The sequence below is a fragment of the Prosthecodimorpha hirschii genome, from assembly GCF_001305515.1.
Lineage (GTDB): Bacteria > Pseudomonadota > Alphaproteobacteria > Rhizobiales > Ancalomicrobiaceae > Prosthecodimorpha > Prosthecodimorpha hirschii.
In genome coordinates, this window is record NZ_LJYW01000001.1 from 2,546,588 (window position 1) to 2,572,283 (window position 25,696).

The window sequence follows — 25,696 nt, forward strand, 5'->3', positions numbered from 1 at the left end:
GGTCGGGGATGCAGGTGGGTCAGGCGGTTCGGGCGAGTGGCTGACGGCGCGCGGCGACCAGCGCGGCGGCCTCGTCGGCGGCCTGGCCGATGCGGGCGAGCAGGGGCGGCTGGCTCGGGCGGTAGTCGAGGAACTCCTTCTCGGCCGCATAGACGGCCGTCGGCGCGACGGCGGCTCCGAAGAAGGCGAAGAGCGGCCGGAGCGCATGCTCGACCACCAGGGCGTGGCGCTCGCCGCCGCCGGTCGCGGCGATGACCAGCGGCTTGCCGGCCAGGGCGGCGGGGTCGATCAGGTCGAAGAGATGCTTGAAGAGGCCCGAATAGGCGCCCTTGTAGACCGGCGAGGCCACCACCAGCGCATCGGCGCCCGCGATCGCATCGATCAGCCCGGCGAGCCGCGGCGGCGCCCGACGGGCATCGAGCGTCGCCCCCAGCTCGGGGCCCAGATCGACCAGATCGAACACCGTGCTCTCGACGCTGGTGCGCAGCGCGATCTCCTCGACGATCGTCGTGGTCAGGCCGAGCGTGCGCGACGGGCGCTGCGTGTTGCCGGACAGGCCGACGAGATGGGCTCGCGTCATTTCACTTCCTCGCTGGCATCGGGGTCCGCTGCGGACCGTTCTTCAGAGCATGGAATAGATCACTAATTTAATACACAATCAAATTTCCCCTGTTGGCGGCCATACGGGAAAAAACGGCCATTCTCATGCATTTTTGAGCAACCGGAATGCGTCGGCGGCGGACGCGCCCCTCAATCGCGCTGGATCTTTCTTCCAATTCCGATAAACTAGATCGGATTAAAGGGGAGATGCCGATGTCGATCGAACGAACCCGAATCGTGGTTGTCGGATGTGGCGCCAGCGGCGTGATCGCGGCGGCCAATCTGGCCCGTGCGCTCGGACAGGCCGGCGACGTGCTGGTGGTCGAGCGCGGCGGCGCCCCCGGCCTCGGCCTCGCCTATGCGACGCGCGACCCGAACCACCTGCTCAACGTGCGCGCCGCCAACATGAGCGCCTTCCCGAACGACCCCGACCACTTCGTCCGCTGGCTGCAGAAGCGCGGGCCGGATTTCGGCGCCGGCGGCGTCACCCCGTTCTGCTTCGTCGAGCGGCGCGTCTACGGCGCCTATCTGGGCGACCTGTTCGAGGGCGCGACGATGGATGGCGTCCAGCTGATCGATGCCGGCGCGGTCCGAATCGAACCCTGGCGCGACGGCGTCGAGGTGCAGCTCGACGACGGCACCAGCATCGTCGCCGACGCCGTCGTGCTGGCGACCGGCCACGACCCGAAACCGCCGCGCCAGGACGGCGTCGCCGATGCCTGGACGCCCGGCGCCCTCGACGGCATCGGCCGCGACGACGAGGTGATCGTGATCGGCACCGGGCTGACCATGATCGACACCGTGCTGTCGCTCGATTCGCGCGGCCATCGCGGCCCGATCCGGGCGATCTCCCGACGCGGGCTCCTGTCGGCCGTGCATGCCGCGGTCGAGCCGCGCCCGATCCCGGCCTCGGCGATCCCGTTCGGCGCCCCGCTGTCGCAGCTGCTCCATTGTCTGCGCCGCCACGCCGCCGATGCCGCCGCGAGCGGCGCCGACTGGCGCTCCACCGTCGACGCGCTGCGCCCGCATACGCGCCGGCTCTGGCAGGCGATGTCGACCGACCAGCGCCGCCGCTTCCTGCGCCATGCCCGGGCGTGGTGGGACGTGCACCGGCACCGGATGGCGCCCGCCATCGCGCGGCGCATCGAGGCCCTGCGCGAGACCGGCCGGCTGGAGATCGTCACCGGCCGGGTGCTGGGCGCCGCCCCGGGGCCGGACGGCACCGAACTCCGCGTGCGGCTGCGCGGCACGCAAGCCGACACCCGTCTTGTCGCCCGGCGCGTCATCGACGCCACCGGCCTGCCCTGCGGCCCGTTCGCGTCGCCCAATCCGGTCATCGCCCATCTGGTCGCGGACGGCCACGCCCGCCCGGCGCCGCTCGGCTTCGGGCTCGATCTCGCCGACGACGCCGCCCTGATCGCGCGCGACGGACAGGTCTCCGATCGCCTCTTCGCGGTCGGCCCGCTCGGTCGCGCCGCCTTCTGGGAGATCATCGCGATCCCGGACATCCGCCAGCAATGCGCGGATCTGGCCGAGGATCTGGCCGGCCGGCTCGGCGGACGCCGCAAGCGGCGGGTCGCCCGATAGGGCACGGTCCGATCGGGGCGGGTCGCGCGGTAGGCGGCTCGCGCGGTCAGCCCGCCGGGGCCATCGCGCGCAGCGTCGCCAGGGTGTGGCGCGCGATCATGAATTCCTCGTCGGTCGGGACGACCAGGGCCTGGACCCGGCTCCCCGCCGCCGAGACGACCGTGTCGCGGCGGGCATTGGCGGCCGGGTCGGCGACGAGGCCGAGCCAGGCGAGCCGTTCCATGACGCGGGCGCGCAGCGCGGCGCTGTTCTCGCCGATCCCGGCCGTGAACACGATCCCGTCGAGCCCCTGCATCGCGGCCGCCAGGGCGCCGATCTCGCGCACGATGCGATGGACGAAATAGTCGATCGCCAGCACCGCGCCCGGCTCCCGGCTCGCCTCGAGATCGCGCATGTCGGCCGAGACCCCGGACAGCCCCAGGAGCCCGCTCTCCCGGTAGAGCAGCCGCTCGATCGCCGCGGCGCCGAGCCCCTTGGCCTGCACGAGATAGAGCACGACGCCCGGATCGAGCTGGCCGGTGCGCGTCGCCATCGGCAGCCCGTCGAGCGCCGTGAAGCCCATCGTGCTTTCGACGCTGCGCCCATCGACCATCGCGCAGGCCGAGGCCCCGGCGCCGAGATGGCAGGCGACGACGCGCCCCTTCGCGAGATCCGGCGCGATTTCGGCGAGGCGGTGGGCGATGAACTCGTAGGAGAGGCCGTGGAAGCCGTAGCGGCGCACGCCCTCCCGGTAGAGCGCCTCGGGCAGGGCGAACCGGTCGGCAACGTCGGGATGGCCGCGATGAAAGGCGGTGTCGAAGCAGGCGACCTGCGGCACGCCGGGCAGCCGGTCGCGGATGATCCGGATCGGCAGCAGGTTGTTCGGCTGGTGCAGCGGCGCGAGCGGGACGAGCGCTTCGAGCTTCGCGATCACCGCGTCGTCGACCGGGACCGGATTGGCGAAATCCGGCCCGCCATGGACGACCCGATGGCCGACCGCGACCGGGCGCTCGCCGCCGAGCCGTTCCAGAAGCCAGTCGTCGAGCCGGTCGAGCGCCGCCGCCACGGTCGGGACCTGGCCGGCCGTGAACGCGTCGTCCTCGACGCGCCGGCCGTGATCGTCGTCGGCGAAGAGGTGCGGATGCGCGCCGATGCCGTCGAAGGCGCCCTTCAGGTCGAGATCGAGGCGGTCGCCCGGCAGCACCGCGTAGATGCGGAACTTGATGCTGGACGATCCGGCATTGACGACGAGCAGATGGTCCATGAGGCGCGTTCCCGATCCGTTGGCGCTGCCGTCGCGTCCGACCGGAACCGATGCTGGCCATCCGTTTCGATCGAACCACGAACGTTTCGACCCCAGGGCTCTACTGTGCCGTCCAGCCGCCGTCGATCGGTATGATTGCGCCCGTGATCGAACCGGCCTCGTCGCCGGTCAGGAAGGCGGCCAGCGCGGCGACCTCCTCGATCGCCACGAAACGCTTGGTCGGCTGGGCGGCCAGCAGCACGGTGCGCACCACCTCCTCCTCGGTGATGCCGCGCGCCTTGGCGGTATCGGGGATCTGCTTCTCGACCAGCGGGGTGAGCACGTAGCCGGGCGCGATGGCGTTGACGGTGACGCCGAATTCGGCCGCCTCCAGCGCGACCGTCTTGGTCAGGCCGGCGATGCCGTGCTTGGCCGCCACATAGGCGGACTTGTAGGGCGAGGCGATCAGGGCATGGGCCGAGGCGATGTTGACGATGCGCCCGAAGCGGCGCGCCTTCATGCCGGGCAGCGCGGCCCGGATGGCGTGGAAGGCGGCATTGAGATTGATGGCGATGATCCGGTCCCAGCGCTCGACCGGGAAGTCCTCGACCGGCGAGACGAACTGGATGCCGGCATTGTTGACCAGCACGTCGACGGCGCCGAACTGCGCCTCGGCCCGGGCGATCATGGCGGCGATCGCGGCCGGATCGGTCATGTCGGCACCGTCGAACGCGACCGGCACGCCCGATTCGGCGGCGATCTCGGCGCGGATGCGCTCGACCTCGTCCGGTTCGGCCAGACCGTTCAGCAGGATGGCGTGCCCCTCGCGCGCCAGGCGTCGGGCGATCCCGAGCCCGATGCCGCTGGTGGAGCCGGTCACGATGGCAAGGCGAGACGTCATGGATGAACCTCGGTACGACGGGTGAGCCGGGAGGAAAGCGCCGCGATCATGCGCATCCTGCCCGGCCGGCCGGACTGCGCGCGATGGTCCGCACGGCCAAGCAAGGTACGGGCCGAACGATGACGGCTCTGAGAATGGCTTCCCCGACAGCGCGAACCTGTCAGGGGCCGGCCGCCAGCGTGCCGCGCTGGCGCGGATCGCCGGCGCCCAGGAAGCCCTCCGGGGCGACCACGATCGAATTGGCCGAGCCGGACGTGGTGCCGACCATGACCTTGTGGCCGCGGGCGGTCAGCAACGCGATGGTATCGGGCGACAGGCCCTGCTCGGTCAGCAGCGCATCCGGCCGCCACTGGTGATGCACGCGCGGCGCGGCGACCGCCTCGGCCAGCGACAGGCCGTTGTCGACCACGTTGACGATCACCTGCAGCACGGTGGTGATGATCCGGCTGCCGCCCGGGCTGCCGGTGACCATGACCAGCTTGCCGTCCTTGAACAGGAAGGTCGGCGTCATCGAGGACAGCGGGCGTGCGCCCGGGGCGACGCTGTTGGTGTCGCCGCCGACCAGCCCGTAGGCATTCTGCGCGCCGGCCTTTGCCGAAAAATCGTCCATCTCGTTGTTGAGCAGGATGCCGGTGCCCTCGGCGACGAGGCCGAGCCCATAGCTGAAATTCAGCGTGTAGGTGTTGGCGACGGCATTGCCGTCCTCGTCGACGACCGAGAAATGGGTGGTCTGGTCGCTCTCGTAGGGCAGCGGATCGCCGGCCCGGATCGCGTCGGCGGGGCGGGCCCTCTCGGGATCGATCTGCGCCCGCAGCGTCTCGGCGTAGCGCTTGGACAGGAGCCCGGCGACCGGGATCTTGACCCGGTCCGGATCGCCCAGGAACTGGGCGCGGTCGGCATAGGCGGGCTTCATGGCCTCGGCGAGCAGGTGGATCTGCCGGGCGCTGCCGGCACCCGCGCCGGCGAGATCGAAGCCCTCCAGGATGTTGAGGATCTGGATCAGATGCACGCCGCCCGACGACGGCGGCGGCATCGAGACGATCTCGTAGCCGCGATAGGTGCCGGTCACCGGCTTGCGCAGCACCGGCTTGTAGCCGGCCAGATCCTCGGCGGTCATCACGCCGCCGGCGCCGCGCACCGCCGCGACCAGCTTCTCGGCGAGCGGCCCGCGATAGAAGCCGTCCGGTCCCTGGCGGGCGATCGTCTCCAGGCTCCAGGCCAGGTCGCGCTGCACCAGGAGGCTGCCGCGGGTCAGGCTTTCCCCGGTCGGCATGAACACGGCCCGGGTCGACGGATATCGCTTCAGCCGGGTGGCCGTCGGCAGGCTGTCGGCGAGATCGTCCTCCACCGCGATGCCGTCGCGGGCGAGCGCGATCGCCGGCGCGATCAACTCGGCGAGCGTGAAGCGGTCGGAGCCGAAGCGGCGATGCGCCTCGGCGAGGCCGGCCACGGTGCCGGGCACGCCGACCGCAAGACCGGAATCGCGCGAGCGCGCCGGATCGGGCTCGCCCTTTTCGTTCAGGAACATGTCGCGGGTCGCCGCCGCCGGGGCGGTCTCGCGGTAGTCGATCGCCACGGTCTCGTTGGTGCGGGCGCGATGCACCATCATGAAGCCGCCGCCGCCGAGATTGCCGGCCCGCGGCAGCGTCACGGCGAGCGCGAAGCCGACCGCCACGGCCGCGTCGACCGCATTGCCGCCGCGCTTCAGGATGTCGACGCCGATCCGCGTCGCCCGCGCCTCCTGGCTGGCGACCATGCCGTGCGCGCCGATCACCGGCAGCAGGCGGTTGGCCGCCGACTGGATCGGCTGCCCGGGCGCCGGCCAGCCCGGAGGCGCCCCCTGCGACAGGGCCGGCGACGCGGTCAGAAGCGCCACAGCAAGGGCGAGCGGGCGGGCGGCAATACGGCAAATCGACATGGACGGTATCCTCCCTAGTGGTTCGATCGAGACGGATGGTCCCCATCCGTCTCGTGAATCCGAACCACTAACTTTTTGATTTTGTGGTCAATTCAATCCGACATTTGCGTCCCGCAAATGTCGGATTGAATTGACCACTAGCCCGATCTTGACCCGCCGCGCGCGGCGACGCCAGCCTCCGCGCCACGCTGCCGCCGCACGTCAGGCCGGCGGCGGGGCCGCCGTACCGACGGTCTCGATCTCGGCGGTCTCGATGCCGGCAGTCTCGATCTCGGCCGCCAGGCTCGCGACCGTCGCCAGCAGCCGCCGGATATCCTCCGGACGCGACAGGCGGTGGTCGCCGTCCTTGATCAGCGTGAGCACCACGTCGTCGCCGCTGAGCGCGGTGACCAGGTCGACCGCATGGCGCCAGGGGACGTCCGGGTCCTTGACGCCCTGCAGGATATGGACCGGGCATCCGGTCTCGATCGGCCCGCCGAGGATCAGATGGTTGCGCCCGTCCTCGATCAGCGCGCGGGTGATCAGATAGGGCTCGTCCGCATAGGCCGACGGCTCCTCGTAGCGGCCGCGCTCCAGGATCTGCGCCTTCACGGCCTCCGGAAAGGTCGCCCACATCAGCGCCTCGGTGAAGTCCGGCGCCGGCGCGATCAGCACCAGCCCCCGGATGCGCGCCGTCTGCTTGCGGCGCTGGTCGAGGGCGAGCAGCAGGGCGATCCAGCCGCCCATGGACGAGCCGACCAGGATCTGATCGCCTTCGGTCTCGCGCTCGAACACCGCGACGGCCTCTTCGAGCCAGCGCGAGATGGTGCCGTCGGCGAAATCGCCGCCCGAGGCGCCGTGGCCGGAATAGTCGAAGCGGGTCGCCGCGCGGCCGGTCTGCGCGGCCCATTGGTCGAGGGCGACCGCCTTGGTGCCGGTCATGTCGGAGCGGAAGCCGCCGAGCCAGACGAGGCCGGGCGCCCGCCCGGAACGGCGCAGAATCGCGATGTCGCGCGCCGCCGCACCGGTCCCGACGGTGATGCGGCAGGCGGTCGGCGGATCGGACGGCAGGGTCATGGCGGCTCCTCGTGTGGCCTTGCCGACATCGATAGGATCGCCTCCGCGGCGTGGCAAGTCGGGCATCCGGGCTTCACCCAGGCCGACCGTGCCCCCATATTGGTTTCGGGATCCGCCGTTCTGCCGTTGACTCGCAGCCGAAAAGGGCGGATTTTCCAGGTTCACCGACCGTTCGCTGCTCATCGTCGGATCGGACCCTGGTGCGCAAGGGCGCACCGGGCTTCCTGCGTCCCGATGCCAACCGCCGAGCCGGTGACAACGACCGCAACGTCAGAGGAGACAACGACCATTCGCCGTCCTTTCCGTGCGCCTGTGCCCCTTAAGGAGGGGCCCCGTATCAACCGGGAGATCCGCGGGGTACCCCAGGTTCAGTTGATCGACGACGAGGGCAAGAACCTCGGCGTGATCTCCTTCTTCGATGCCTTGAGCATGGCCGAGGAGGCCGGGCTGGATCTCGTCGAGATCGCACCCCAGTCCGAACCGCCCGTCTGCAAGATTCTCGATTTCGGTCGCTTCAAGTATCAGTCGCAGAAGAAGGCGGCCGAGACTCGCAAGAACCAGAAGGTCGTCGAGATCAAGGAGATCAAACTCCGGCCGAATATCGACGATCACGACTATGACGTGAAGATGCGTCAGTCGCGTTCGTTCTTCGAGGAAGGCGACAAGGTCAAGATCACCCTGCGCTTCCGCGGCCGCGAAATGGCTCACCAGGATCTCGGCTATCAGCTTCTGGAGCGCGTGCGGCATGATCTCGGCGACATGGCCAAGGTCGAATCGGAACCGCGTTTCGAAGGCAAGCAGATGATCATGATCCTCACCCCCCGGTGAGGATCGTCGGTCCGGCGCCGCTCCCGGCCATGGCCCGGGACCGGACGGGGCCGAGTTTGCGATAGGCGGGACGGACCGCTCGGGTCGTCTCGATCGAGCCGTCGGCGACGGAGCCATGCCGCACCTTCGCCGTTTCTGCTGCCATGCCGGACCATGAACGGGAGGACCGGTTTGCCACACGGGCTCCTGATCGACAGGATCGGCGCGACCGAGGCCCCGTTCCCGGCATGACCGACCGTTCGCTCGCGATCCGCTGGCAGTCTCCCGCAGACGGCGGGCTGGAACACTGCGTCCTCAAGATCGCCGATACCGGCATCACGGCCGAGGGCGTCGTGATCGGCGGCCGCGGCGAGCAGGGCTACGGCCTGCGCTACCGAGTGACGGCGGATGCCGACTGGGCCGCGCTGCGCAGCATCCACCTTACGCTGCTCGGCGGCCCCACCCTGGCGCTGCGTCATGACGGTTTCGGCGAGTGGACCGACGGCGCCGGCGCCAAGCGCAAGGAATTCGCCGGCCTGCTCGATGTCGACCTGGGCGCGACGCCGCTCGGCCTGATCGCCACGCTCAAGCGCCAGACCTGGAAGACCGGCCGCACCCAGGAGATCGACACGCTCGTGCTGGCGGTTCCGGAGATGACGCTCGAGCGCCGCCGCGTGGCCTATCTCTGCCTCGAGCCCGGCCGCCACTACCGCGTCGGCGACGCCGACATCCGGCTCGACCCGGACGGCTTTCTGGCGGCCTGGGCCGGACGCCTGGACCGCATCGCGGACCCCGCCGAAGCGACCGCCTGATACCGACGGTCACGGAATGATCGTCGGCATTCGATGCGCGAATTTCTCATGCCTCTGACGCCTATGAGAAATTCGCGCTGCTTCAACGGCCGGATGCGTCGGCGGCCTGGGCCGTTGCTATGAAGGCCCACTCGCGATCGGCCTGCGCCCCTGGCATCCGCCGCCGGCATCGGCACGGACCGGACCCCGCCGTCGACAGTCCCGGCTCGGCCATCCCGCGCCGCGCCTGCGACCCAAGCCCGCGCCGACGACCGGGACAGAGCGCGTTCGGCCCGTTCGATACATTTTTCCGAAAAATCAGAGGATCTGCGACGCTTCCGTAGCATCCTCCATTCTCTCCAAATCCATCGAATGGTTTATGAGGCATTTCGGCCGTCGATCCGATCGTCAAGCGCAGCCGGAACAACGTCTTACAACCTTTGCGCGGTCGACCAATACCGTTCGGATCGAATTTTACCGGTTTGTCTTCGAACAGAGTCACCACGCCGGTCTACCGATCGGCAATCTTTGTCGCTCATCCTGCTCGTCGAGATGCCCTGCCTGCCGTGGCCGCCGAATGTCCGGCGCGCGGCGATCGGGCATTTGTCGGAGATGGCTTTCGCGCCGGCCTGGGCTTGCCCAGCCCCGGGGCCGCGCGTCCCGGGACCGGGACGGGAAGCCGCAGGGAGGACCGATCATGTTGAACAGGCTCGTCGAGCTGGCCAGAGCCGGGCTCGGTGAGGAAAGGCGGGAGCTCTTCCTCGCCGTTTCCGACCTCTTCGTGGAGGGTGCCGAACGCTACAATGATCGCGAGATCGTTCTGTTCGGCGAGGTGCTCGGGGCCATCCTGCACCAGACCCAGGTGACCGACCGGGCCGCGGTGTCCGAGCGCGTCGCCCATGTCGGGCGCACGCCGCGCGCGCTTGCCCTCGCCTTCGCGGAGGACGAGGCGCCCGTCGCCGCGCCGGTCCTGCGCTATTCCAGCGTCCTGACCGAAGACGACCTGGTGGCCATCACGGGCCGCAAGTCAGATCAGCATCGCATCGCCATCGCCCAGCGCGAGACCTTGCCCGAGAAGGTGACCGACGCCCTGGTCGACCATGGCGGCGATGCCGTCCTGGAGACCGTCACGCGCAACCGCGGCGCCCGCTTCTCCGGCCGCGCCACCACCCGTCTCGCCGATGTCGCCGCGACCAATCACAGGCTCGCCCACGCCATGATCGACCGTTCTGACTTTCCGCCCGCCGTCATCGACAACGTCATCCGCATCATCAGTCCGGCCGCCCGGCGCGCGCTCGGCGACATGGCCCGGACCGACCGGGTGAAGCTCGACGAGGTGGTCGAAGCGGCAACGGATACGATGGAGGTCGCGCGGCTCGACATGCACCGCCAGCGGGCGGAGGTCCGCGCAATGGTGGTCGACGTGCAGAACGGGCGCAAGCCGACCGACGAGGTGCTGTCCGGCCTGATCCGCCAGAAGCGGGTGATGGACGTGATCTACGTCCTGGCGGAACTGGCCGAAGTGCCGGAAGCGCATGTCTCCAACGCGCTCCACAAGGTCAACTCGACGGCCATCGCGGTGATCTGCCGGCATCTGGAGATCTCGGCCGCCGTCTACGGCGAACTGACCGGCCTGCGCTGCGAACGGCTGTGCCTCGGCGCCACCCAGGCGGACCAGATGCTGCGCGAGTACCGCGACATGACCCCCGGCACGGCCGACCGGGCGCTGAAATTCCATCAGAAGCGCAGTTCGAGCCGGATGTCCTCGCGCTGAGGCGCGCTCCGGCGCTACTCCCGGCCTCCGGCAGACCTGCCCGGCGCAAAGCGACCCTTCCGCCGGCGCCGGATCGACGCCATATGCCGGGTCTTGCCGCGAGACCGGGACCCCCGCCATGGCCGATCAGATCCGCACCGAAACCGACACGATGGGCGCCGTCGCGGTGCCGTCCGACCGCTACTGGGGCGCGCAGACGCAGCGCTCGATCGGCAATTTCCCGATCGGCACCGACCGGTTCCGCTGGGGCCGCGCGATCATCCGCGCCCTCGGCATCCTCAAGAAGGCCGCCGCGCTCGCCAATGCCGAGCTCGGCGAGCTGCCCGAACCGACCGCGCGCCTGATCGTCGCCGCGGCCGACGAGGTCATCGACGGCCGTCTCGACGGGCATTTCCCGCTGGTCGTGTTCCAGACCGGCTCCGGCACCCAGTCGAACATGAACGCCAACGAGGTGATCTCGAACCGGGCGATCGAGATGGCGGGCGGCACGCTCGGCACCAAGACGCCGGTCCATCCCAACGATCACGTCAATCGCGGCCAATCCTCCAACGACACCTTCCCGACCGCGATGCACATCGCCGTGGTCGCCGAACTGGAGACGCGGCTGGTCCCGGCGATCACCGCGCTGCGCGACACGCTGGCCGCCAAGGCGGTCGCCTATGCGGACGTGGTCAAGACCGGCCGCACCCACCTGCAGGATGCCACCCCGATCACGCTCGGCCAGGAGATCGGCGCCTGGGTCTCCGGGCTCGATTTCGGGCTGGCGGCCGTGCAGCGCGCCCTGCCGGGGCTCCTCGATCTTGCCATCGGCGGCACCGCGGTCGGCACCGGCCTCAACGCCCATCCGCGCTTCGGCGCGCTCGCCGCCGAGAAGATCGCGGACCTGACCGGCCAGCCGTTCCGCTCGGCGCCCGACAAGTTCTTCGCGCTCGCCGCCCATGACGCCCTGGTCGACATGTCGGCGGCGCTGCGGACGCTGGCCGGATCGCTGATGAAGCTCGCCAACGACGTGCGCTGGCTGGCGAGCGGACCGCGCACCGGCATCGGCGAACTGATCATCCCGGAGAACGAGCCCGGCTCGTCGATCATGCCCGGCAAGGTCAATCCGACCCAGTCGGAGGCCTTGACCATGGTCTGCGTCCAGGTCTTCGGCAACGACGCGGCGGTCGCCTTCGCGGGCAGCCAGGGCAATTTCCAGCTCAACGTCTACAAGCCCGTGATGGTCCACAACGTGCTGGAGAGCATCGCGCTCCTGTCCGACGCCGCACTCGCCTTCGAGCAGCACTGCGCCCGCGGCATCGAGCCGAACCGCGCCCGGATCGCCGAGAACCTCGACAAGAACCTGATGCTGGTGACCGCCCTCAACCGCCATATCGGCTACGACGCCGCCGCGGCCATCGCCAAGGCGGCCCACAAGGGCGGCACCACCCTGCGCGCGGCCGCGCTCGCCTCCGGCAAGGTCACGGCGGAGGATTTCGACCGGTTCATCGTGCCGATCGACATGACCCATCCCTGACCGCCGGACGCGGCGGTCAGCGGCAGGAACCAACCACCCGCCGGTTCGTTGATCTCCCGGGCGCCAACGCGGCTTGAGGAGACACCGATGGCAGGCAAGAAGACGAAATCGAATCGCGGCTTTGCGGCCATGGATCCGGCCCGGCAGCGCGAGATCGCCCGCAAGGGCGGCGAAAGCGTCCCGCAGGAGAAGCGCAGCTTTTCCATGAACCCGGAGCTGGCGGCGGCCGCCGGCCGCAAGGGCGGGCAGAGCGTCCCGGACGAGAAGCGCAGCTTCTCGCGCAGCCGCGAACTGGCCGCCGCGGCCGGCCGAAAGGGAGGACAGGCGTCCGATCGCGCCAGCGAGGCGTGATACCGACGGTCATGAAAGGATCGTCGGTCTTCGACACGCGGATTTCTCATGCCGCTGACGCCTATGAGAAATTCGCGTTGCTTCAATGGCCCGATGCGTCGGCCCGATGCGTCAGCATCCTGGGCCGTTGGTATGAGGCGCGCCGCCCTCGGCGGCTCGGCCGCGCCTCGCCGGCGGCACCCGCCCCCTGTCCGGTTCATGCGTCCGGTTGATGCTTGGCATCAACGAAATGCGCTTGTCCGCCCCTCCGCCCGGCATCATGGTTCCGGTGGCCCTGCCTGCGTCCGACCGGCGCCGGCAGGGCAAATCCATGTTTGACGCTGGAGACCTTGCGCGTTCGGCTGCCGCCGGCGCCGGGTCCCCCACCGCAGCGGACCGGAACGACACAGCCATGGCCGACTTCAAGCTCCACTGCTTCGCCCAATCCGGCAATGCCTACAAGGTCGCCATGATGCTCGACCTCTGCGGCGCCGACTGGGAGCCCGTCTTCGTCGACTATTTCGGCGGCGCCACCCGCGGCACCGAATTCCGCGAGGGCATCAGCGAACTCGGCGAGGTGCCGGTGCTCGAACATGACGGTCAGCGGCTGAGCCAGTCGGGCGTCATTCTCGACTATCTCGCCGGGCAGCTCGGCCGCTTCGGGGCCGAGACGGAGGCCGAGCGCCGCGAGATCTGGCGCTGGATCCTGTTCGACAACCACAAATTCACCAGCTATTTCGCGACGCATCGCTGGCTCCGGCATCTGGCCGAGCCGAAGGGCCATCCGGAGGTGATCGCCTTCCTGGCCGCCCGCGCCCGCGGTGCGCTCGCCACGGCCGAGAAGCGCCTGTCGGCCCGTCCGTTCATCGTCGGCGACCGGCCGACCATCGCCGACATCTCGATGGCCGGATACATGTTCTACCCCGTCGAAGAGACCGGCTTCGATCTCGACCGCGAGTTCCCGGCCGTCGCGGCCTGGGCCGATCGGCTGTCCGAACTGCCGGGCTGGCGCGCGCCCTACGAGGCGATGCCGAACGGCCTCGTGCCGGCCTGACGCCGGGCGGCCCGGAGCCGAGCCGCCGCCGCCGTCAGGTCCGGTCGACGCCGGTCATCACCATGTGGGCGAGCGTGTCGGCGTCGAGCCCCTTCAGCGGGCGGTCGATCACCTTGCGGCCGCCCTTCAAGATGGCGACGCGGTCGGCGAGCGCGACCACGTCGGCCATGTTGTGGCTGATCAGGACGACGGTGCGCCCCTCCGCCTTCAGCCGGCGGATCAGATCGAGCACCAGCCCGGTCTCCTTGACGCCGAGCGCGGCGGTCGGCTCGTCCATGATCACCAGACGCGCGTTCCAGTGCAGCGCGCGGGCGATCGCGACCGCCTGGCGCTGGCCGCCCGACAGCCGCTCGACCGGCCGGCGCATGTCGGTGACCGGCACCTGCAGCCGCTCCAGATAGCCGCGCGCGGCGGTCCGCATGCCCTTCCGGTCGAGCATCTTGACGAAGGGCAGCAGCAGCGGGCGCACCAGTTCGGCGCCCATGAACACGTTCTCGGCGATCGACAGCCGCGGGGCGAGCGCGAGATCCTGGTAGATGGTCGCGATCCCGCGCGTCAGCGCATCGTGCGGCGAGCGGAACACGACCGGCGCGCCATGGAGCCGCATCTCGCCGCCGGACGCCTCGTGGGCGCCGGAGACGATGCGGATCAGGGTCGACTTGCCGGCACCGTTGTCGCCGCACACCGCCAGGATCTCGCCCTGGTGGACGTCGAGATCGACGCCCTTCAGCGCCTCGACGCCGCCATAGCGCTTGGTGATGCCGGCCAGGGAGAGGATCGGCGTCACTTCAGATAGGACTTCACGTTGGAGGCATCGACCAGTTCGGCATCCATGAACAGGTAGGGGCCGGCCGTGAAGGTCTCCTTGGTCAGCTTCTTGCGCACCAGGCCGTCGACGGCCTCGAAGGCCTTGCGGCCCATGGCCTCGAAGGGGATCGCCACGGTGGCGCTGATCAGGCTCTCCGGATCGGCGATGCGGCGATAGGTTTCGGCGCCGCCGTCGATGGAGACCAACACCACGTCGCCGCGCTTCAGCCCCTGCGCCTTGAGCATGTCGTCGACGATATAGGCCTGGCCGTCGAAGGAGGCCCAGATGCCCTTGAACTGGCCCTGGTTCTTCAGGACCAGCGCCTGCATGCCGTTGCGCACGTCGTCGCGCCAGCTCTGGGTGCGGGCCATGGAGAATTTGCCGAGTTCCTTGACGCCGGTATTCTCGGACAGGACCGCATCCAGCACCTTGCCGCGGATGCGGGTGCCGACATTGCCGTCGAAGCGGACGGTCATGATGTTGCCCTGGTAGCCGAGCTGGCCGAGCAGGTAGAGCGCCGCTTCCGCACCGACCTTGTATTCGTTGACCTGCACGTCGAACAGCGCATGCGGGCTCGCCCCGGCCATCACGGTGACCAGCGGGATCTTGGCGTCCTTGATCGCCTTCAGCTGCGCCTCGGCCTCGACCGGCTTGCCCATCGCCACCACGATGGCGTCGACCTTCTTCTGGATCAGCGTGTCGAGCTGCTCGGTATGCTTGGGCAGCGAGCCCTCGGAATTGAGCAGCGTGACCGACCAGCCGTTCTTCTTGGCCTCGTCGGCGGCCGCATTGGCGACCCGGGCATGGGTCTCCGACGACATCTGGAAGGCGACGATGCCGACTTCGAAGGCGGGTGCGGCGACGCTCGCCCCGAGAAGGGCGGCAAGACCGGCCGCGGCGGCGACGAGGGGCTTCAGCATGGTGGATCTCCCGTTCTGTCCGGAGCTTGGGTGGGGTCAGAGGCGAAGGGGCGCCTTGCGCATGACGGAGGCCGACACCGCGACCGAGGCGATGATAATGAAACCGAGCACGATGTCCTGCACGTAATAGGCCGCTCCCATCAGCACGAGGCCGTTGCCGAGCACTTTCAGCGTCAGCGCGGCGATCAGCGTGCCGGGAATGTTGGCGCGGCCGGGCTCGACCATGGTCATGCCGAGCAGCACCGCCGCGATGGCATAGAGGAAGTAGTCGCCCGCCATGTTGGGGGCGGCCGAGGACAGGCTGGCGGTCAGGAGCACGGCGGTCAGGCCGGCGGCGAGGCCGGACAGCGCCAGCCCGATCCGCTTCATGCGCGCCGTCGCGATGCCGGAGAGCCGCGCCGCCTCCTCGGCTTCCCCGGTCGCGGTCATGCGCGCACCGGTGCGGGTCGCCTTGACGAGGACGAGCGCGATCGCGGCCGCGCCGGCCATCCACAGCACCAGCGCCGGGATGCCCCAGACGCTCGCCCGCGCCAGCCCGGTGAACCCGGTCGGCCAGCGGCCGACGAAGGAGACGCCCTCGGTCAGCATGAAGCCGAGGCCGCGCGCCATCGCGGCCATGCCGAGCGTGGCGATCAGGGCGGGCACGCGCAGGCGCGTCACCGAGACGCCGTTGACGAGGCCGCACAGGAGGCCGACGCCGAGCCCGGCCGCGACCGCAAGCGCCGGCGGATGGCCGCCATGGATCAGGAAGCCGGTCACGACCGCGGCGAGGCTGGCCACGTCGGCGATCGAGAGATCGAGTTCGGCCGTGATCAGCGCCAGCGTGAAGCCGAGCGCCAGGATCGCCAGGAAGCTGGTCTCCTTGACGATGTTGAGCAGGTTGGTCGGCGAGGCAAAGTTCGGCGCGGCCACGACGAAGAACAGGACCACGGCGAGGCCGGCCAGCGCGGTGCCCCAGGTTTCGAATACGGCGCGCATGTCAGGGGGCACTCTCTCGGCTCGGCGCCCGGAGGCGGCCGAGCGCCTCCGAGACGGGCAGGACGGCATCGACGGAACGGCGGAACAGCTCGAACATGGGCTCGTAGACGGTGCGGCGGGCCGGATCGGGATCGAAGCGCAGGCCGGTCCCGGTCAGGGCGGCTTGCGCGGCGCCGAGCGAAGCATGCCGGCCGAGCCCCGTCCAGACCGCGATCGCGGCACCGAGCAGGCCGGGTTCGCGCGTTCCTGCGGTCACCACGGGTCGGCCGAGGATGTCGGCCTTGATCGCCGCCCAGACCCGGCTGCCCGCGCCGCCGCCGCCGAAGCGGACCTCGACGACCGGACGCCCGGCCGCCGCCTCGGCGCGCTCCAGCACCATGCGGTTGGTGAAGGCGACCCCCTCGAGCAGCGCCCAGGCCAGATCGGCGGGCCCGTGCCGGCGGTCGAGCCCCAGGAAGGCGCCGCGCAGCTGCGGCTGCCAGAGCGGCACCCGCTCGCCCTGCAGATAGGGCAGGAACAGGAGCGGCCGGGGATCGCGCGGAGTTGCCAGCAGGCGGTCGAGCGCGCCGCCGATGTCGCCGCCGCCCTGGCCGAGGAGATCGACCAGCCAGGCCAGCGTATCGGCGCCGTTGTCGCTCGGACCGCCGAGCTGGTGCAGCCCGACGCCCCAGTCGACCGTCATCAGCCCCGGTGCGGCGAGCGGCCGGTCGTCGACCAGGCCGAGCACCTCGGTGGTCCCGGACAGATCGTAGGCATAGCCCGGCCGCAGCGCGCCGAGGCCGAGGACGCCGGCCCAGGTGTCGTTGCAGAGGCAGAAGACCGGCCGGCCGCCGAGCCGGTCGAGCGGCGCCGGCAGGCCGCGAAGCACCGGGCCGACCGCGGCGGTCGGATCGCGCAGGTCCGGCACGATGCCGTCCGAGAGGCCGATCGCCTGCAGCAGGCTGCGTCCGTCCGGCCCGGGCCGTGCGGCGGCGGCGAGACGGGCGAGCGAGACCGGATCGCTGGCGACCCGGCCGGTCAGGCGGCGGTTGAGATCGTCCTTCGGGTCGACGACCGCGGCCAGCCGGCCGCGCAAGGCCTCCGGCAGGACGGCGAGCCGGGCGACCGGATGGGCGGCATTGACCTGGCCGGTCTCGGGATGATCGGGCGGCAGGCGCTCGCGCAGGCCCGAAAGCCCGGCGGCGGCGCGGCTGTCGCGGAACGTGATGGCCGGGCCGAGCGGCGCGCCGCTGGCATCAAGGCAGACCTGGCTGCGGGTGATGCCGCAGATGCCGATCCCCGCCACCGCCGCGAAGGCTTCCGGCGCGAATTCCGCCAGATCGCCCGCGCAGGCGATCAGCGCCTGCCACCAGATCTCGGGATCGACTTCGGAGCGGCCGTCGGGCGCGACCGGGATGCCGGTCGGGCGCGCCGCCTCGGCGATCGTCACCCCGCCGGCATCGATCAATGCGGCGCGAAAGCTGGTGCCGCCGAGGTCACAGGCGAGAACGGTCTGCACGGGATCGGTTCGGGTCGCAGGCGGTTGGCGGGACGCCCGGACCATCGGCCGCGGCCGGGATGCGGTCAAGGCATGGCGAGCGAAGGCCCAGAGATTTTAGGGCCTTGCCCCGCACTCCAAGCCGTCGGGGCCGAATGCCGGCACAGTCAGGTTTCGGCCGGACCGTCCGGCGCGAGGCCGAGATGGGCGATCACGCCGCGACCGGCGGCCGCACCGGTCGCGAAGGCCGCCTGCAACAGGTAGCCGCCGGTCGGCGCCTCCCAATCGAGCATCTCGCCGGCCGCGAAGCAGCTCGGCCGGCCGACGATGGCATAGCGGTCGTCGAGCGCCTCGAAGGCGAGGCCGCCGGCCGACGAGATCGCCCGGTCGAGCGGGCGGGCGCCGGTGACGGCGAGCGGGACGGCCTTGATCAGCGCCGCGAGGGCGGCCGGATCGGACGGCAGGTCGCGGCCGTGGCCCTCGCGCAGCACGCCGATGGCGGCCGGCGCCAGGCCGGCGCCCTTGCGCAGGCGGTTCGTCAGGCTGTCGCGCGACCGGGTCCGCTCCAGCGCGCGGGCGAGCGCGCCGGCCGAAAGGTCCGGCTTCAGATCGACCGTCAGCGTGACCGGTCCGGCCGCGAGCGCGGCCCGGATCGCTGCCGTGAGCGCATAGACGGCGCCGCCCTCCAGCCCTTCGGCGGTCACCAGCGCCTCGCCGCGCACGGTCTCGCCGGCCGCCGTCAGGGCGACCCGCTTCAGCGGCTCGCCGGCCGCGCGCTCGCGGAAGATATCCGACCAGGCGATCTCGACGCCGGCATTGGCCGGCAGCAGCGGCGCCACCGCGAGCCCGGCCGCCCGGAACGGCTCGACCCAGGTCCCATCCGTGCCGAGCCGCGGCCAGCTGGCCCCGCCCAGCGCGAAGACCGCGGCCGCCGGACGCACGGTCTCAAGGCCGGACGGCGTCTCGAATTCAAGCCCGCCATCGGCCGCGAAGGCGACGAAGCGGCAGCGCGGGCGAAACGTCACGCCGAGGCGGGCGAGCCGGCCGAGCCAGGCGCGCAGCAGCGGCGAGGCCTTGAAGCTCTTCGGAAAGACGCGGCCGCTGGTGCCGATGAAAGTGGGCTCGCCGAGCGCCTCGGCCCAGGCGCGCAGGGCCTCGGGCGGAAAGGCCTCCAACGCCGGCCGCAACCGCTCGGCCGCCTCGCGATAGCGCGTCACGACGCGATCGAAAGGCTCCGAATGGGTCAGGTTGAGCCCGCCCCGGCCGGCCATCAGGAACTTGCGCCCGACCGAGGGCATCCGGTCGTAGACGGTCACCCGCGCGCCGGCCTCAGCGATGGTTTCGGCCGCCATCAGCCCGGCGGGGCCGCCGCCGATGACGGCGACTTCGGGACGATCGGCCATGGTCTCTCCTCATGCGATGGACCGGAGCTATGCGGGATCGCCCCGGCGGACGCAAGCGCCGTCCCTTTACCCCTCCGGCCGCACGGCCTAGATGAGGCCGGTCCCTCGTGGTTCGATCGAGACGGACGGTGCTCCTCCGTCTCGTCGATCCGAACCCCGCACTCTTCGACCACAGGGCTGTCGCCGGCGGCCATCGCGAGGTTTCCATGAGCCGTTCCCTGCCCGACGAGATCGATGTTGCGGTGATCGGCGCCGGTGCCGCCGGCATCGCGGCCGGGCGGCGGCTCGCCGAGGCCGGTGTTGCGACGGTCGTTCTCGAAGCCCGCGACCGGGTCGGCGGGCGGGCCTGGACGGTCGTCGATCGCGCGCCGCACCCGCTCGACATGGGCTGCGCCTGGCTGCATTCGGCCGGTCGCAATCCCTGGACGGCGATCGCCGAGGCCGCCGGCTTCGCCATCGACCGGTCCGATCCGGCCTGGGGCACGCAGGCCGGCGGCACCCTGTTCGCGCCCGGCGAGATCGAGGCCTATCGGGCCGATCTCGACGGCTTCTTCGCCCGGCTGGCGGAGGCCGCGGCCGCGCCCGGGCCCGACCGTCCGGCGAGCGATCTGGTCGATCCGGCCGCCCGCTGGACGCCGCTGATCGAGGCCATCAACAGCTACATCAACGGGACCTCGCTCGCCGACACCTCGATCCGCGACTTCGACGCCTACGAGGATACCGAGGAGAACTGGCGCCTGCCGGCCGGCTACGGCACGCTGGTCGCCGCGCATGCGGAAGGCCTGCCGATCGTCACCGGCTGCCCGGTCGCGCGCGTCGACCATTCCGGCCCGCGCATCCGGCTGGAGACGCCGCGGGGCATCGTGCGCTGCCGGACCGCGATCGTCACCGTGCCGACGCCCGTGCTGGCCTCCGGGCATCTCGCCTTCTTCCCGGCCTTGGCCGACCACCGGGATGCCGCGGCCGGCCTGCCGCTCGGCGTCGCCGACAAGGTCTTCCTGTCCATCCTCGAGCCCGACGCCCTGCCGGCCGGCCATGTCTTCGGCGCCAAGGATCGCGCCGGAACCGGCAGCTATCACCTGCGCCGCTTCGACTGGCCGATGGTCGAGGCCTATTTCGGCGGCCCCTTCGCGCGCGACCTGGAGCGCGCGGGTCCGGACGCCGCGGCGGCCTTCGCGCTCGACGAGTTGGCCGGCCTGTTCGGCGCGGACATCCGCAAGGTCTTGAAGCCGGTCGCCGTCACCGCCTGGGCGCAGGATCCGTTCTCCGGCGGTTCCTATTCGATCGCGCTGCCGGGCCATGCCGGCGACCGGTCACGCCTGGCCGCCCCGGTCGACGGCCGCCTGTTCTTCGCCGGCGAAGCGACCCATACCAGCGCCTATTCGACCGCGCACGGCGCCTACCTGTCGGGCCGGCGGGCCGCCGAGGAGGCCCTCGCGGCCATCGGGCACCAAAACGGCCGTCCGTGCGGCGACGGAGCTTAATGCATTCGATTCAAATTTAGCCTCGCGGCGCAGATCGATTTCACCACACCAGCAATCGCCCCCCCGCACGGCCCAGGCAATCGTTGATTTCGGCGCCGGTTTCCCATAGACGCAAAGGTGCCGGAGCATCCGCTCCTGCATCTCCACTGTACAGAGTCCGGAGTATTTCCATGAAGCTTGCGAGTGTCGCCGCCGCTGCCGTCGTCTCGATCGCCATGACCGCTTCCGCTTCGGCCGGCTGGATCGACGACTACAATGCGACGCTGAACACCCCGGCCGCCCGCGCCAAGCTGGTCGCCCAGACCTGCGCCAGCACCGTGCCGCAGGACTTCGTCAACTGCGGCTACTACAAGGCCAACGGCGCGCCGATCTCCGACGTGCGCTACGCCATCGTCGCCGGCAGCATCATCGTCGGCGGCATTGCCGGCGGCGCCCTGCATGCCCATCCGGGCTGGATCGGCCAGAAGCACCTGCACATCTTCGGCTGGCACCCGACCGCCGTGCAGGCGATCGCCGTCGGCGCCGGCACCGGCTACGTGGTCGGCCGCGCCGCCACCAGCCACTGATATCCCCGAAGGCTGGGATAGGGGCCCCGGCCGCCGCAAGGCGGCCGGGGCCTTTCGCGTTGTCGGGCGATACACCGTGCAACAACCGGAACGCTCCACACCGCTCCATAAACGTTCCGAAGCTTTAAGGATTGGCGCGTATTCCTTGCCGGTGCTGGCGCGCGCTCTGGAGCGGGCATGTCGAGGTGCCGAGGAATGGGCTGGCTGAACGGGCTCCGCCGCGCAATCATGGCGGCGACGATCGCTTGGGCGGGCGCGGCGAACGCCGAGCCGGTACAACTGAACGTGATCGGTGGCCTCGGCAATGTCAGCCAGTACACCCGTTTCGAGGAGCCTTTCTGGACGCGGGAAATCGCCACCCTGAGCCGGGGGCGACTGACGGCGCGGATCCACGCGTTCGATCAGGCCGGATTGCGCGCGCAGGAAATGCTGCATCTGATGCAGACCGGCGTGGTTCCCCTGGGGACGATCCTGGTCTCGCTGGCCGGCGAAGAGCCCGAGTTGAACGCGCTCGATCTGGCCGGCTTGAATCCCGACTTTGCGAGCCTGCGCCGGACCGCCAACGCCCTTCGGCCGCGGATCGCGACCCTTCTGGCCGAAAAGTACGGCCTTGAGCTGCTCTCCATCTACATTTACCCGGCACAGGTGGTCTTCTGCAAGAAACCGTTCCACCAGTTGAGCGATCTATCCGGACGCCGCATCCGTACCTCTGCCATCGGGCAGTCTGAACTGTTCAGCGCCATCGGGGCGATCCCGGTCCAGACCGCCTTCAGCGAAACCGTGCCGGTGATCGTCAAGGGACTGGCCGATTGCGCCGTGACCGGCACCCTGAGCGGCAACCAGATCGGACTGCACGACGTGACGAGCCACATTCACGGCATGGCGATCACCTGGGGCGTCTCCGTCTTCGCCGCCCACGCGGCCTTTTGGCATGCGATCCCGGACGACCTTCAGGCGGTGCTGCGCGCGGGCATCGCGGATTTGGAACACCGGATCTGGGACTCCGCCGAAGCCGAAACCCGCGCCGGCATGGCATGCAATCTCGGCCAGCCGACCTGCACCACGGGTCGGCGCGGACAGATGAGGCTGGTCCCGGCCGCGCCCGAGGACGAGGCCCTGCGCCGGCGGTTGCTGGTCGACACGGTCCTGCCGCGCTGGATCGCACGCTGCGGCGCGAATTGTGCCCGAACCTGGAACGAGATCCTGGCCGAACCGACCGGAATCGCCGTGGTCGAGCCTCAGGACGGCGGCCCCGTACGGGCTGTCCCCGTACCGGCGCCGATACGGTGAGCCCGCCATGACGAGCGACCTCGACAGACCGGAGACCGGCGCGGAATGGACCCGCCTTCACGGCGCCCGCCGCCCGTTCCATGCGGCCCTGGCCGCCGGCGTGCTGCTGGTTCTCGCGTTTCTGATCGGCGGCGTCGCCATCGTGCTCGAACATACCCGCCGGACGGCCCTGAATGCCGCCGAGCTGGAACTGGACCGCTCGACGAAGGTCGCTCAGAGCCTGTTCAATCGGCACATGCTGCAGGTCGACAGCGCGCTGGTCAGTCTGCCGGTCATGCTGGGAGAGGTGGTGGCCGGCGAAGACGGTGCCGTGCGCAAGAAGGCCACCGAGGCGATCCTGCGCAGCCTGAACGACCAGAATTTTGCCTTTCGCGACCTGATCCTGCTGTCGCCCGACGGCACCGCATGGGCCTCCGCGCAACAGCGCCCGCGTCTGCCCTCGACGCCGTTGTGGATGCAGGCGAGCCGGCTGCAGATCGGATCGAGCATCCTGCTCGGCCCCGAGAAGGATCCGATGTTCGGCGACTGGGTCGCCTATCTGGCGCGCTCGGTGATCGTTCCCGGCCAGGGCCGGATGATCGCGATCGCAGAGATCGCGATCGACGGGATCACGACATCGTTGTCGTCCCTCATCACCGTCCCGGGCATCCGCCTGCGGCTGGAGCGCCAGGACGGCCGCCTGCTGGCCATGGTGCCGCAGGACGAACTGGCCATGGCGGCATCCGTCGCCGAGCCCTCCCCCGCCACGGCGCCCGGGGCTCCACCGAAGGCGGCGGCCTCCGAGGATCGCCGCGCCACGCTGTCGAGTTCGCGCGTCACGCTCTATGACGGCATCCAGATCGAGGCGTCGCTCCAAACCGACGTCGCCCTTGCCGACTGGCTGCGCGACCGCAACCGCATCATCGCGATCACCACGCTGGCGGGCCTACTGATCGTCGCCTTCGGGGCCAGCCTCTCGACCGCCCTGAAGCGGCAGGCCCGGCTGGAGGGCGAACGCCAGCGCGCCCAGCTGCAGCTCGAAGACGCGATCCAGTCGATGTCGGACGGCTTCGTGATGTGGGATGCCGACGACCGCCTGATCGTCTGCAACGAACGGTTTCGCGACCTCTACGCGGCGAGCAAGCCCTTCATCAAGCCCGGCGCCCTGTTCGAGGACATCATCCGCGGCGGCGCGCTGGCCGGCCAGTATCCCCAGGCCGGCGACGATCTGGAGAAGTTCGTCCGCCGGGCCGTCGCCTCGCACCGCGAGGCGAACGAAACCATCGAGCGGCTTCTGCCCGACGGTCGCTGGATTCTGGTGACCGAGCGGCGCACCGCCAGCGGCGGCGTGGTCGGCATCCGGACCGAGATCACCGCGATCAAGCAGGCGCAGGAGGAACTCGGCACCGCCCATGACCGCATCAACGAGACCATGGCGGTGGTGCAGGCCCAGAACAAGGTCCTGCTGGAGCGCGACCGGGCCCTGCGCACCCAGAACATCCTGTTCGACGCCGCCTTGAACAACATGCCCCACGGCCTGCTGATGGCCGATTCCGACGGTGCCGTCATCGTCTGCAACGAACGCTTCAGAACCATGCTGGGTCACGACAGTCCGATCCGCCAGGGCATGAAGATCGAGGCGCTGTTCGTCACGGGCAGCAGCGGCGGCATGATCGACCCGAGCGTCCTCGGCGAGATGAGCCGGCGTCAGTTGGACATGGCGGCCCAACGTCAGTCGGGAACTTTCGTCGCCTCCGGCAAGAACGGCTTCGCCCTGTCGGTCACCCAGCGGCCGATGTCGGAAGGCGGCTTCGTCGCCATCTACGAGGACGTGACCGAGAAGGAGCGCGCCGAGCAGCGCATCCGCTTCCTGGCCCACCACGATCCGGTCACCGGCCTGCCGAACCGGATCCTGTTCCGCACCCGGCTCGAAGCCATGCTGGCGGAGACCGAGGAACGCGGCGAACAGGTCGCCCTGCTCTGTCTCGACCTCGACAAGTTCAAGGACGTGAACGACACGCTCGGCCATCCGGCCGGCGACCTGCTCCTGGCCGGCGTGGCCGCCCGCCTGCGCGCCAGCCTGCGCCGTTCCGATCTGGTCGCCCGGCTGGGCGGCGACGAGTTCGCGGTGGCGCTGCGCAGCCGCAATGCCGGCGTCAAGGCGCGCGCCGTCGCCGACCGGATCATTGCCGCCATCGGCGCACCCTTCACGCTCGGCGACCGCATGGTGACGATCGGGGTCAGCATCGGCGCCGCCCTGGCCAAGGAGCGGGCCGCCGATGTCGACGGCCTGCTCAAGAATGCCGACCTGGCCCTCTACGAGGCCAAAGGCAGCGGGCGAGGCACCTACGCGCAGTTCGAACCCCGGATGGAAGCCCGCCTGCTGCAGCGGATGGCCATCGAGGAGGAAATGGGCCGGGCCCTGCGCGAGGAGCAGTTCTCGCTCGCCTACCAGCCGCTGTTCGAACTGGCGACCGGCCGGGTGCTCGGCTTCGAGGCGCTGCTGCGCTGGAACCACCCTGAGCGCGGGGTCATCTCACCGGCCGACTTCGTGCCGATCGCCGAGGAGACCGGACTGATCAACGAAATCGGCGCCTGGGCGATCAATCGCGCATCGACCGACATCGTCGGCCTGCCGGCCGACGTGATGGTCGCCGTCAATCTGTCGCCGGTCCAGCTGAAGAACGATTCGACCGTCTCGATCATCATCGACGCGCTCGGCGAAGCCGGCCTGGCGCCGTCGCGGCTCGAACTGGAGATCACCGAATCCGCCCTGCTCGGCGATGATCCGCGGATCATCGCCCACCTGCACAGGCTGCGGGATCTGGGCGTGCGCATCGTGCTCGACGATTTCGGCACCGGCTATTCGTCGCTGAGCTACCTGCGCCGCTTCCCGTTCCACAAGATCAAGATCGACAAGCTGTTCGTCCGCGAGGCCACGACCCGCTCGGACTGCGCCGCCATCGTGACCTCCGTGGTCGAACTCGCCCAGCGTCTCGGCATGGCAACCACGGCGGAAGGCATCGAGACCAAGGAACAGCTCGATCTGGTCCGCCGCCTCGGCTGCACCGAGGGCCAGGGCTATCTGCTCGGCAAGCCGAAACCGATCCTGGCGGCGCTGGCCCAGTTGGACATGCCGGCACAGCTTGCCGCCGCGCCGCGCATCGCCCGCGGCGGGACCAGCCACTGAAACGAACCTTCCGGAAAAGCCGGGCCCGGGCATGGCCCGTGGCAT

At 70.2% G+C, this 25,696-nt stretch carries 21 protein-coding genes; 11 read left to right on the forward strand and 10 right to left on the reverse strand.

What is annotated here, in order from left to right:
* Positions 1-19: 19 nt before the first annotated feature.
* Positions 20-580 carry an FMN reductase gene (msuE, locus tag ABB55_RS11200; protein ID WP_054358877.1) on the reverse strand — a complete coding sequence of 187 codons (561 nt, stop codon included), beginning with the start codon at positions 578-580 and terminating at the stop codon, positions 20-22.
* Positions 581-813: 233 nt separating this feature from the next.
* Here msuE and ABB55_RS11205 point away from each other — a divergent pair, with 233 nt between their 5' ends.
* Positions 814-2,187, forward strand: a complete 1,374-nt coding sequence (locus ABB55_RS11205; protein WP_160321214.1) for an FAD/NAD(P)-binding protein — start codon at positions 814-816, stop codon at positions 2,185-2,187.
* Positions 2,188-2,233: 46 nt separating this feature from the next.
* On the opposite strand, the gene ABB55_RS11210 is transcribed toward ABB55_RS11205, so the two are convergent.
* From ABB55_RS11210 to ABB55_RS11225, 4 genes are all read right to left on the reverse strand, one after another.
* Entirely contained in the window at positions 2,234-3,430 is a 1,197-nt protein-coding gene (locus ABB55_RS11210) for an acetate/propionate family kinase (protein ID WP_054358879.1), read from the reverse strand.
* A 100-nt stretch (positions 3,431-3,530) separates the two neighbouring features.
* Positions 3,531-4,310 carry a 3-hydroxybutyrate dehydrogenase gene (locus tag ABB55_RS11215; RefSeq protein WP_054358880.1) on the reverse strand — a complete coding sequence of 260 codons (780 nt, stop codon included), beginning with the start codon at positions 4,308-4,310 and terminating at the stop codon, positions 3,531-3,533.
* 160 nt (positions 4,311-4,470) lie between these two features.
* Complete coding sequence (gene ggt, locus ABB55_RS11220) at positions 4,471-6,228, reverse strand: gamma-glutamyltransferase (protein WP_054358881.1); 1,758 nt, start codon at positions 6,226-6,228, stop codon at positions 4,471-4,473.
* A gap of 201 nt (positions 6,229-6,429) precedes the next feature.
* Entirely contained in the window at positions 6,430-7,284 is an 855-nt protein-coding gene (locus tag ABB55_RS11225) for an alpha/beta hydrolase (protein ID WP_083463542.1), read from the reverse strand.
* A 288-nt stretch (positions 7,285-7,572) separates the two neighbouring features.
* Between ABB55_RS11225 and infC the strand changes: the two genes are divergently transcribed.
* The 6 genes from infC to ABB55_RS11255 all read left to right on the forward strand — a co-directional run bounded on the left by infC (position 7,573) and on the right by ABB55_RS11255 (position 13,556).
* Complete coding sequence (infC, locus tag ABB55_RS11230; protein WP_054361991.1) at positions 7,573-8,112, forward strand: translation initiation factor IF-3; 540 nt, start codon at positions 7,573-7,575, stop codon at positions 8,110-8,112.
* Between the two features lie 227 nt (positions 8,113-8,339).
* Positions 8,340-8,903: a putative glycolipid-binding domain-containing protein gene (locus tag ABB55_RS11235; RefSeq protein WP_054358882.1), complete on the forward strand. Its 564-nt coding sequence runs from the start codon at positions 8,340-8,342 to the stop codon at positions 8,901-8,903.
* Positions 8,904-9,579: 676 nt separating this feature from the next.
* Positions 9,580-10,656, forward strand: coding sequence for a DUF2336 domain-containing protein (locus ABB55_RS11240; protein ID WP_054358883.1), 1,077 nt, complete (start codon positions 9,580-9,582; stop codon positions 10,654-10,656).
* 118 nt (positions 10,657-10,774) lie between these two features.
* Positions 10,775-12,172, forward strand: coding sequence for a class II fumarate hydratase (gene fumC, locus ABB55_RS11245; protein ID WP_054358884.1), 1,398 nt, complete (start codon positions 10,775-10,777; stop codon positions 12,170-12,172).
* Between the two features lie 87 nt (positions 12,173-12,259).
* Positions 12,260-12,523, forward strand: coding sequence for a con-10 family general stress protein (locus ABB55_RS11250; RefSeq protein ID WP_054358885.1), 264 nt, complete (start codon positions 12,260-12,262; stop codon positions 12,521-12,523).
* Between the two features lie 391 nt (positions 12,524-12,914).
* Positions 12,915-13,556, forward strand: a complete 642-nt coding sequence (locus tag ABB55_RS11255; protein WP_054358886.1) for a glutathione S-transferase family protein — start codon at positions 12,915-12,917, stop codon at positions 13,554-13,556.
* A gap of 34 nt (positions 13,557-13,590) precedes the next feature.
* On the opposite strand, the gene ABB55_RS11260 is transcribed toward ABB55_RS11255, so the two are convergent.
* The 5 genes from ABB55_RS11260 to ABB55_RS11280 all read right to left on the reverse strand — a co-directional run bounded on the left by ABB55_RS11260 (position 13,591) and on the right by ABB55_RS11280 (position 19,142).
* Positions 13,591-14,343, reverse strand: coding sequence for an ATP-binding cassette domain-containing protein (locus tag ABB55_RS11260; RefSeq protein ID WP_054358887.1), 753 nt, complete (start codon positions 14,341-14,343; stop codon positions 13,591-13,593).
* Positions 14,340-15,284, reverse strand: a complete 945-nt coding sequence (locus tag ABB55_RS11265) for a sugar ABC transporter substrate-binding protein (RefSeq protein ID WP_054358888.1) — start codon at positions 15,282-15,284, stop codon at positions 14,340-14,342. The genes ABB55_RS11260 and ABB55_RS11265 overlap by 4 nt, the downstream gene beginning before the upstream one ends.
* Before the next feature lie 36 nt (positions 15,285-15,320).
* Positions 15,321-16,262 carry an ABC transporter permease gene (locus ABB55_RS11270; RefSeq protein WP_054358889.1) on the reverse strand — a complete coding sequence of 314 codons (942 nt, stop codon included), beginning with the start codon at positions 16,260-16,262 and terminating at the stop codon, positions 15,321-15,323.
* 1 nt (position 16,263) lies between these two features.
* Entirely contained in the window at positions 16,264-17,760 is a 1,497-nt protein-coding gene (locus ABB55_RS11275; protein ID WP_152982008.1) for a xylulokinase, read from the reverse strand.
* A 146-nt stretch (positions 17,761-17,906) separates the two neighbouring features.
* On the reverse strand, positions 17,907-19,142 hold the full coding sequence (locus ABB55_RS11280; RefSeq protein ID WP_054358891.1) for a BaiN/RdsA family NAD(P)/FAD-dependent oxidoreductase: 1,236 nt from the start codon (positions 19,140-19,142) through the stop codon (positions 17,907-17,909).
* 206 nt (positions 19,143-19,348) lie between these two features.
* On the opposite strand from ABB55_RS11280, the gene ABB55_RS11285 reads away from it, so the two are divergent.
* From ABB55_RS11285 to ABB55_RS11300, 4 genes are all read left to right on the forward strand, one after another.
* Positions 19,349-20,626 carry a flavin monoamine oxidase family protein gene (locus ABB55_RS11285; protein WP_054361992.1) on the forward strand — a complete coding sequence of 426 codons (1,278 nt, stop codon included), beginning with the start codon at positions 19,349-19,351 and terminating at the stop codon, positions 20,624-20,626.
* A 170-nt stretch (positions 20,627-20,796) separates the two neighbouring features.
* Positions 20,797-21,192, forward strand: a complete 396-nt coding sequence (locus ABB55_RS11290) for a hypothetical protein (RefSeq protein ID WP_054358892.1) — start codon at positions 20,797-20,799, stop codon at positions 21,190-21,192.
* A gap of 195 nt (positions 21,193-21,387) precedes the next feature.
* Positions 21,388-22,482, forward strand: a complete 1,095-nt coding sequence (locus tag ABB55_RS11295; RefSeq protein WP_054358893.1) for a TRAP transporter substrate-binding protein — start codon at positions 21,388-21,390, stop codon at positions 22,480-22,482.
* 7 nt (positions 22,483-22,489) lie between these two features.
* Positions 22,490-25,651, forward strand: a complete 3,162-nt coding sequence (locus ABB55_RS11300) for a putative bifunctional diguanylate cyclase/phosphodiesterase (protein ID WP_054358894.1) — start codon at positions 22,490-22,492, stop codon at positions 25,649-25,651.
* Positions 25,652-25,696 lie beyond the last annotated feature (45 nt).

Coding starts and splice junctions, on each gene's coding strand:
- ABB55_RS11205 (WP_160321214.1), top strand. CDS start 814: ATGTCGATCGAACGAACCCGAATCGTGGTTGTCGGATGTGGCGCCAGC.
- ABB55_RS11265 (WP_054358888.1), bottom strand. CDS start 15,284: ATGCTGAAGCCCCTCGTCGCCGCCGCGGCCGGTCTTGCCGCCCTTCTC.
- ABB55_RS11295 (WP_054358893.1), top strand. CDS start 21,388: ATGGGCTGGCTGAACGGGCTCCGCCGCGCAATCATGGCGGCGACGATC.
- ABB55_RS11285 (WP_054361992.1), top strand. CDS start 19,349: ATGAGCCGTTCCCTGCCCGACGAGATCGATGTTGCGGTGATCGGCGCC.
- ABB55_RS11240 (WP_054358883.1), top strand. CDS start 9,580: ATGTTGAACAGGCTCGTCGAGCTGGCCAGAGCCGGGCTCGGTGAGGAA.
- fumC (WP_054358884.1), top strand. CDS start 10,775: ATGGCCGATCAGATCCGCACCGAAACCGACACGATGGGCGCCGTCGCG.
- msuE (WP_054358877.1), bottom strand. CDS start 580: ATGACGCGAGCCCATCTCGTCGGCCTGTCCGGCAACACGCAGCGCCCG.
- ABB55_RS11255 (WP_054358886.1), top strand. CDS start 12,915: ATGGCCGACTTCAAGCTCCACTGCTTCGCCCAATCCGGCAATGCCTAC.
- ggt (WP_054358881.1), bottom strand. CDS start 6,228: ATGTCGATTTGCCGTATTGCCGCCCGCCCGCTCGCCCTTGCTGTGGCG.
- ABB55_RS11290 (WP_054358892.1), top strand. CDS start 20,797: ATGAAGCTTGCGAGTGTCGCCGCCGCTGCCGTCGTCTCGATCGCCATG.
- ABB55_RS11250 (WP_054358885.1), top strand. CDS start 12,260: ATGGCAGGCAAGAAGACGAAATCGAATCGCGGCTTTGCGGCCATGGAT.
- ABB55_RS11270 (WP_054358889.1), bottom strand. CDS start 16,262: ATGCGCGCCGTATTCGAAACCTGGGGCACCGCGCTGGCCGGCCTCGCC.
- ABB55_RS11235 (WP_054358882.1), top strand. CDS start 8,340: ATGACCGACCGTTCGCTCGCGATCCGCTGGCAGTCTCCCGCAGACGGC.
- ABB55_RS11215 (WP_054358880.1), bottom strand. CDS start 4,310: ATGACGTCTCGCCTTGCCATCGTGACCGGCTCCACCAGCGGCATCGGG.
- ABB55_RS11300 (WP_054358894.1), top strand. CDS start 22,490: ATGACGAGCGACCTCGACAGACCGGAGACCGGCGCGGAATGGACCCGC.
- ABB55_RS11225 (WP_083463542.1), bottom strand. CDS start 7,284: ATGACCCTGCCGTCCGATCCGCCGACCGCCTGCCGCATCACCGTCGGG.
- ABB55_RS11280 (WP_054358891.1), bottom strand. CDS start 19,142: ATGGCCGATCGTCCCGAAGTCGCCGTCATCGGCGGCGGCCCCGCCGGG.
- ABB55_RS11210 (WP_054358879.1), bottom strand. CDS start 3,430: ATGGACCATCTGCTCGTCGTCAATGCCGGATCGTCCAGCATCAAGTTC.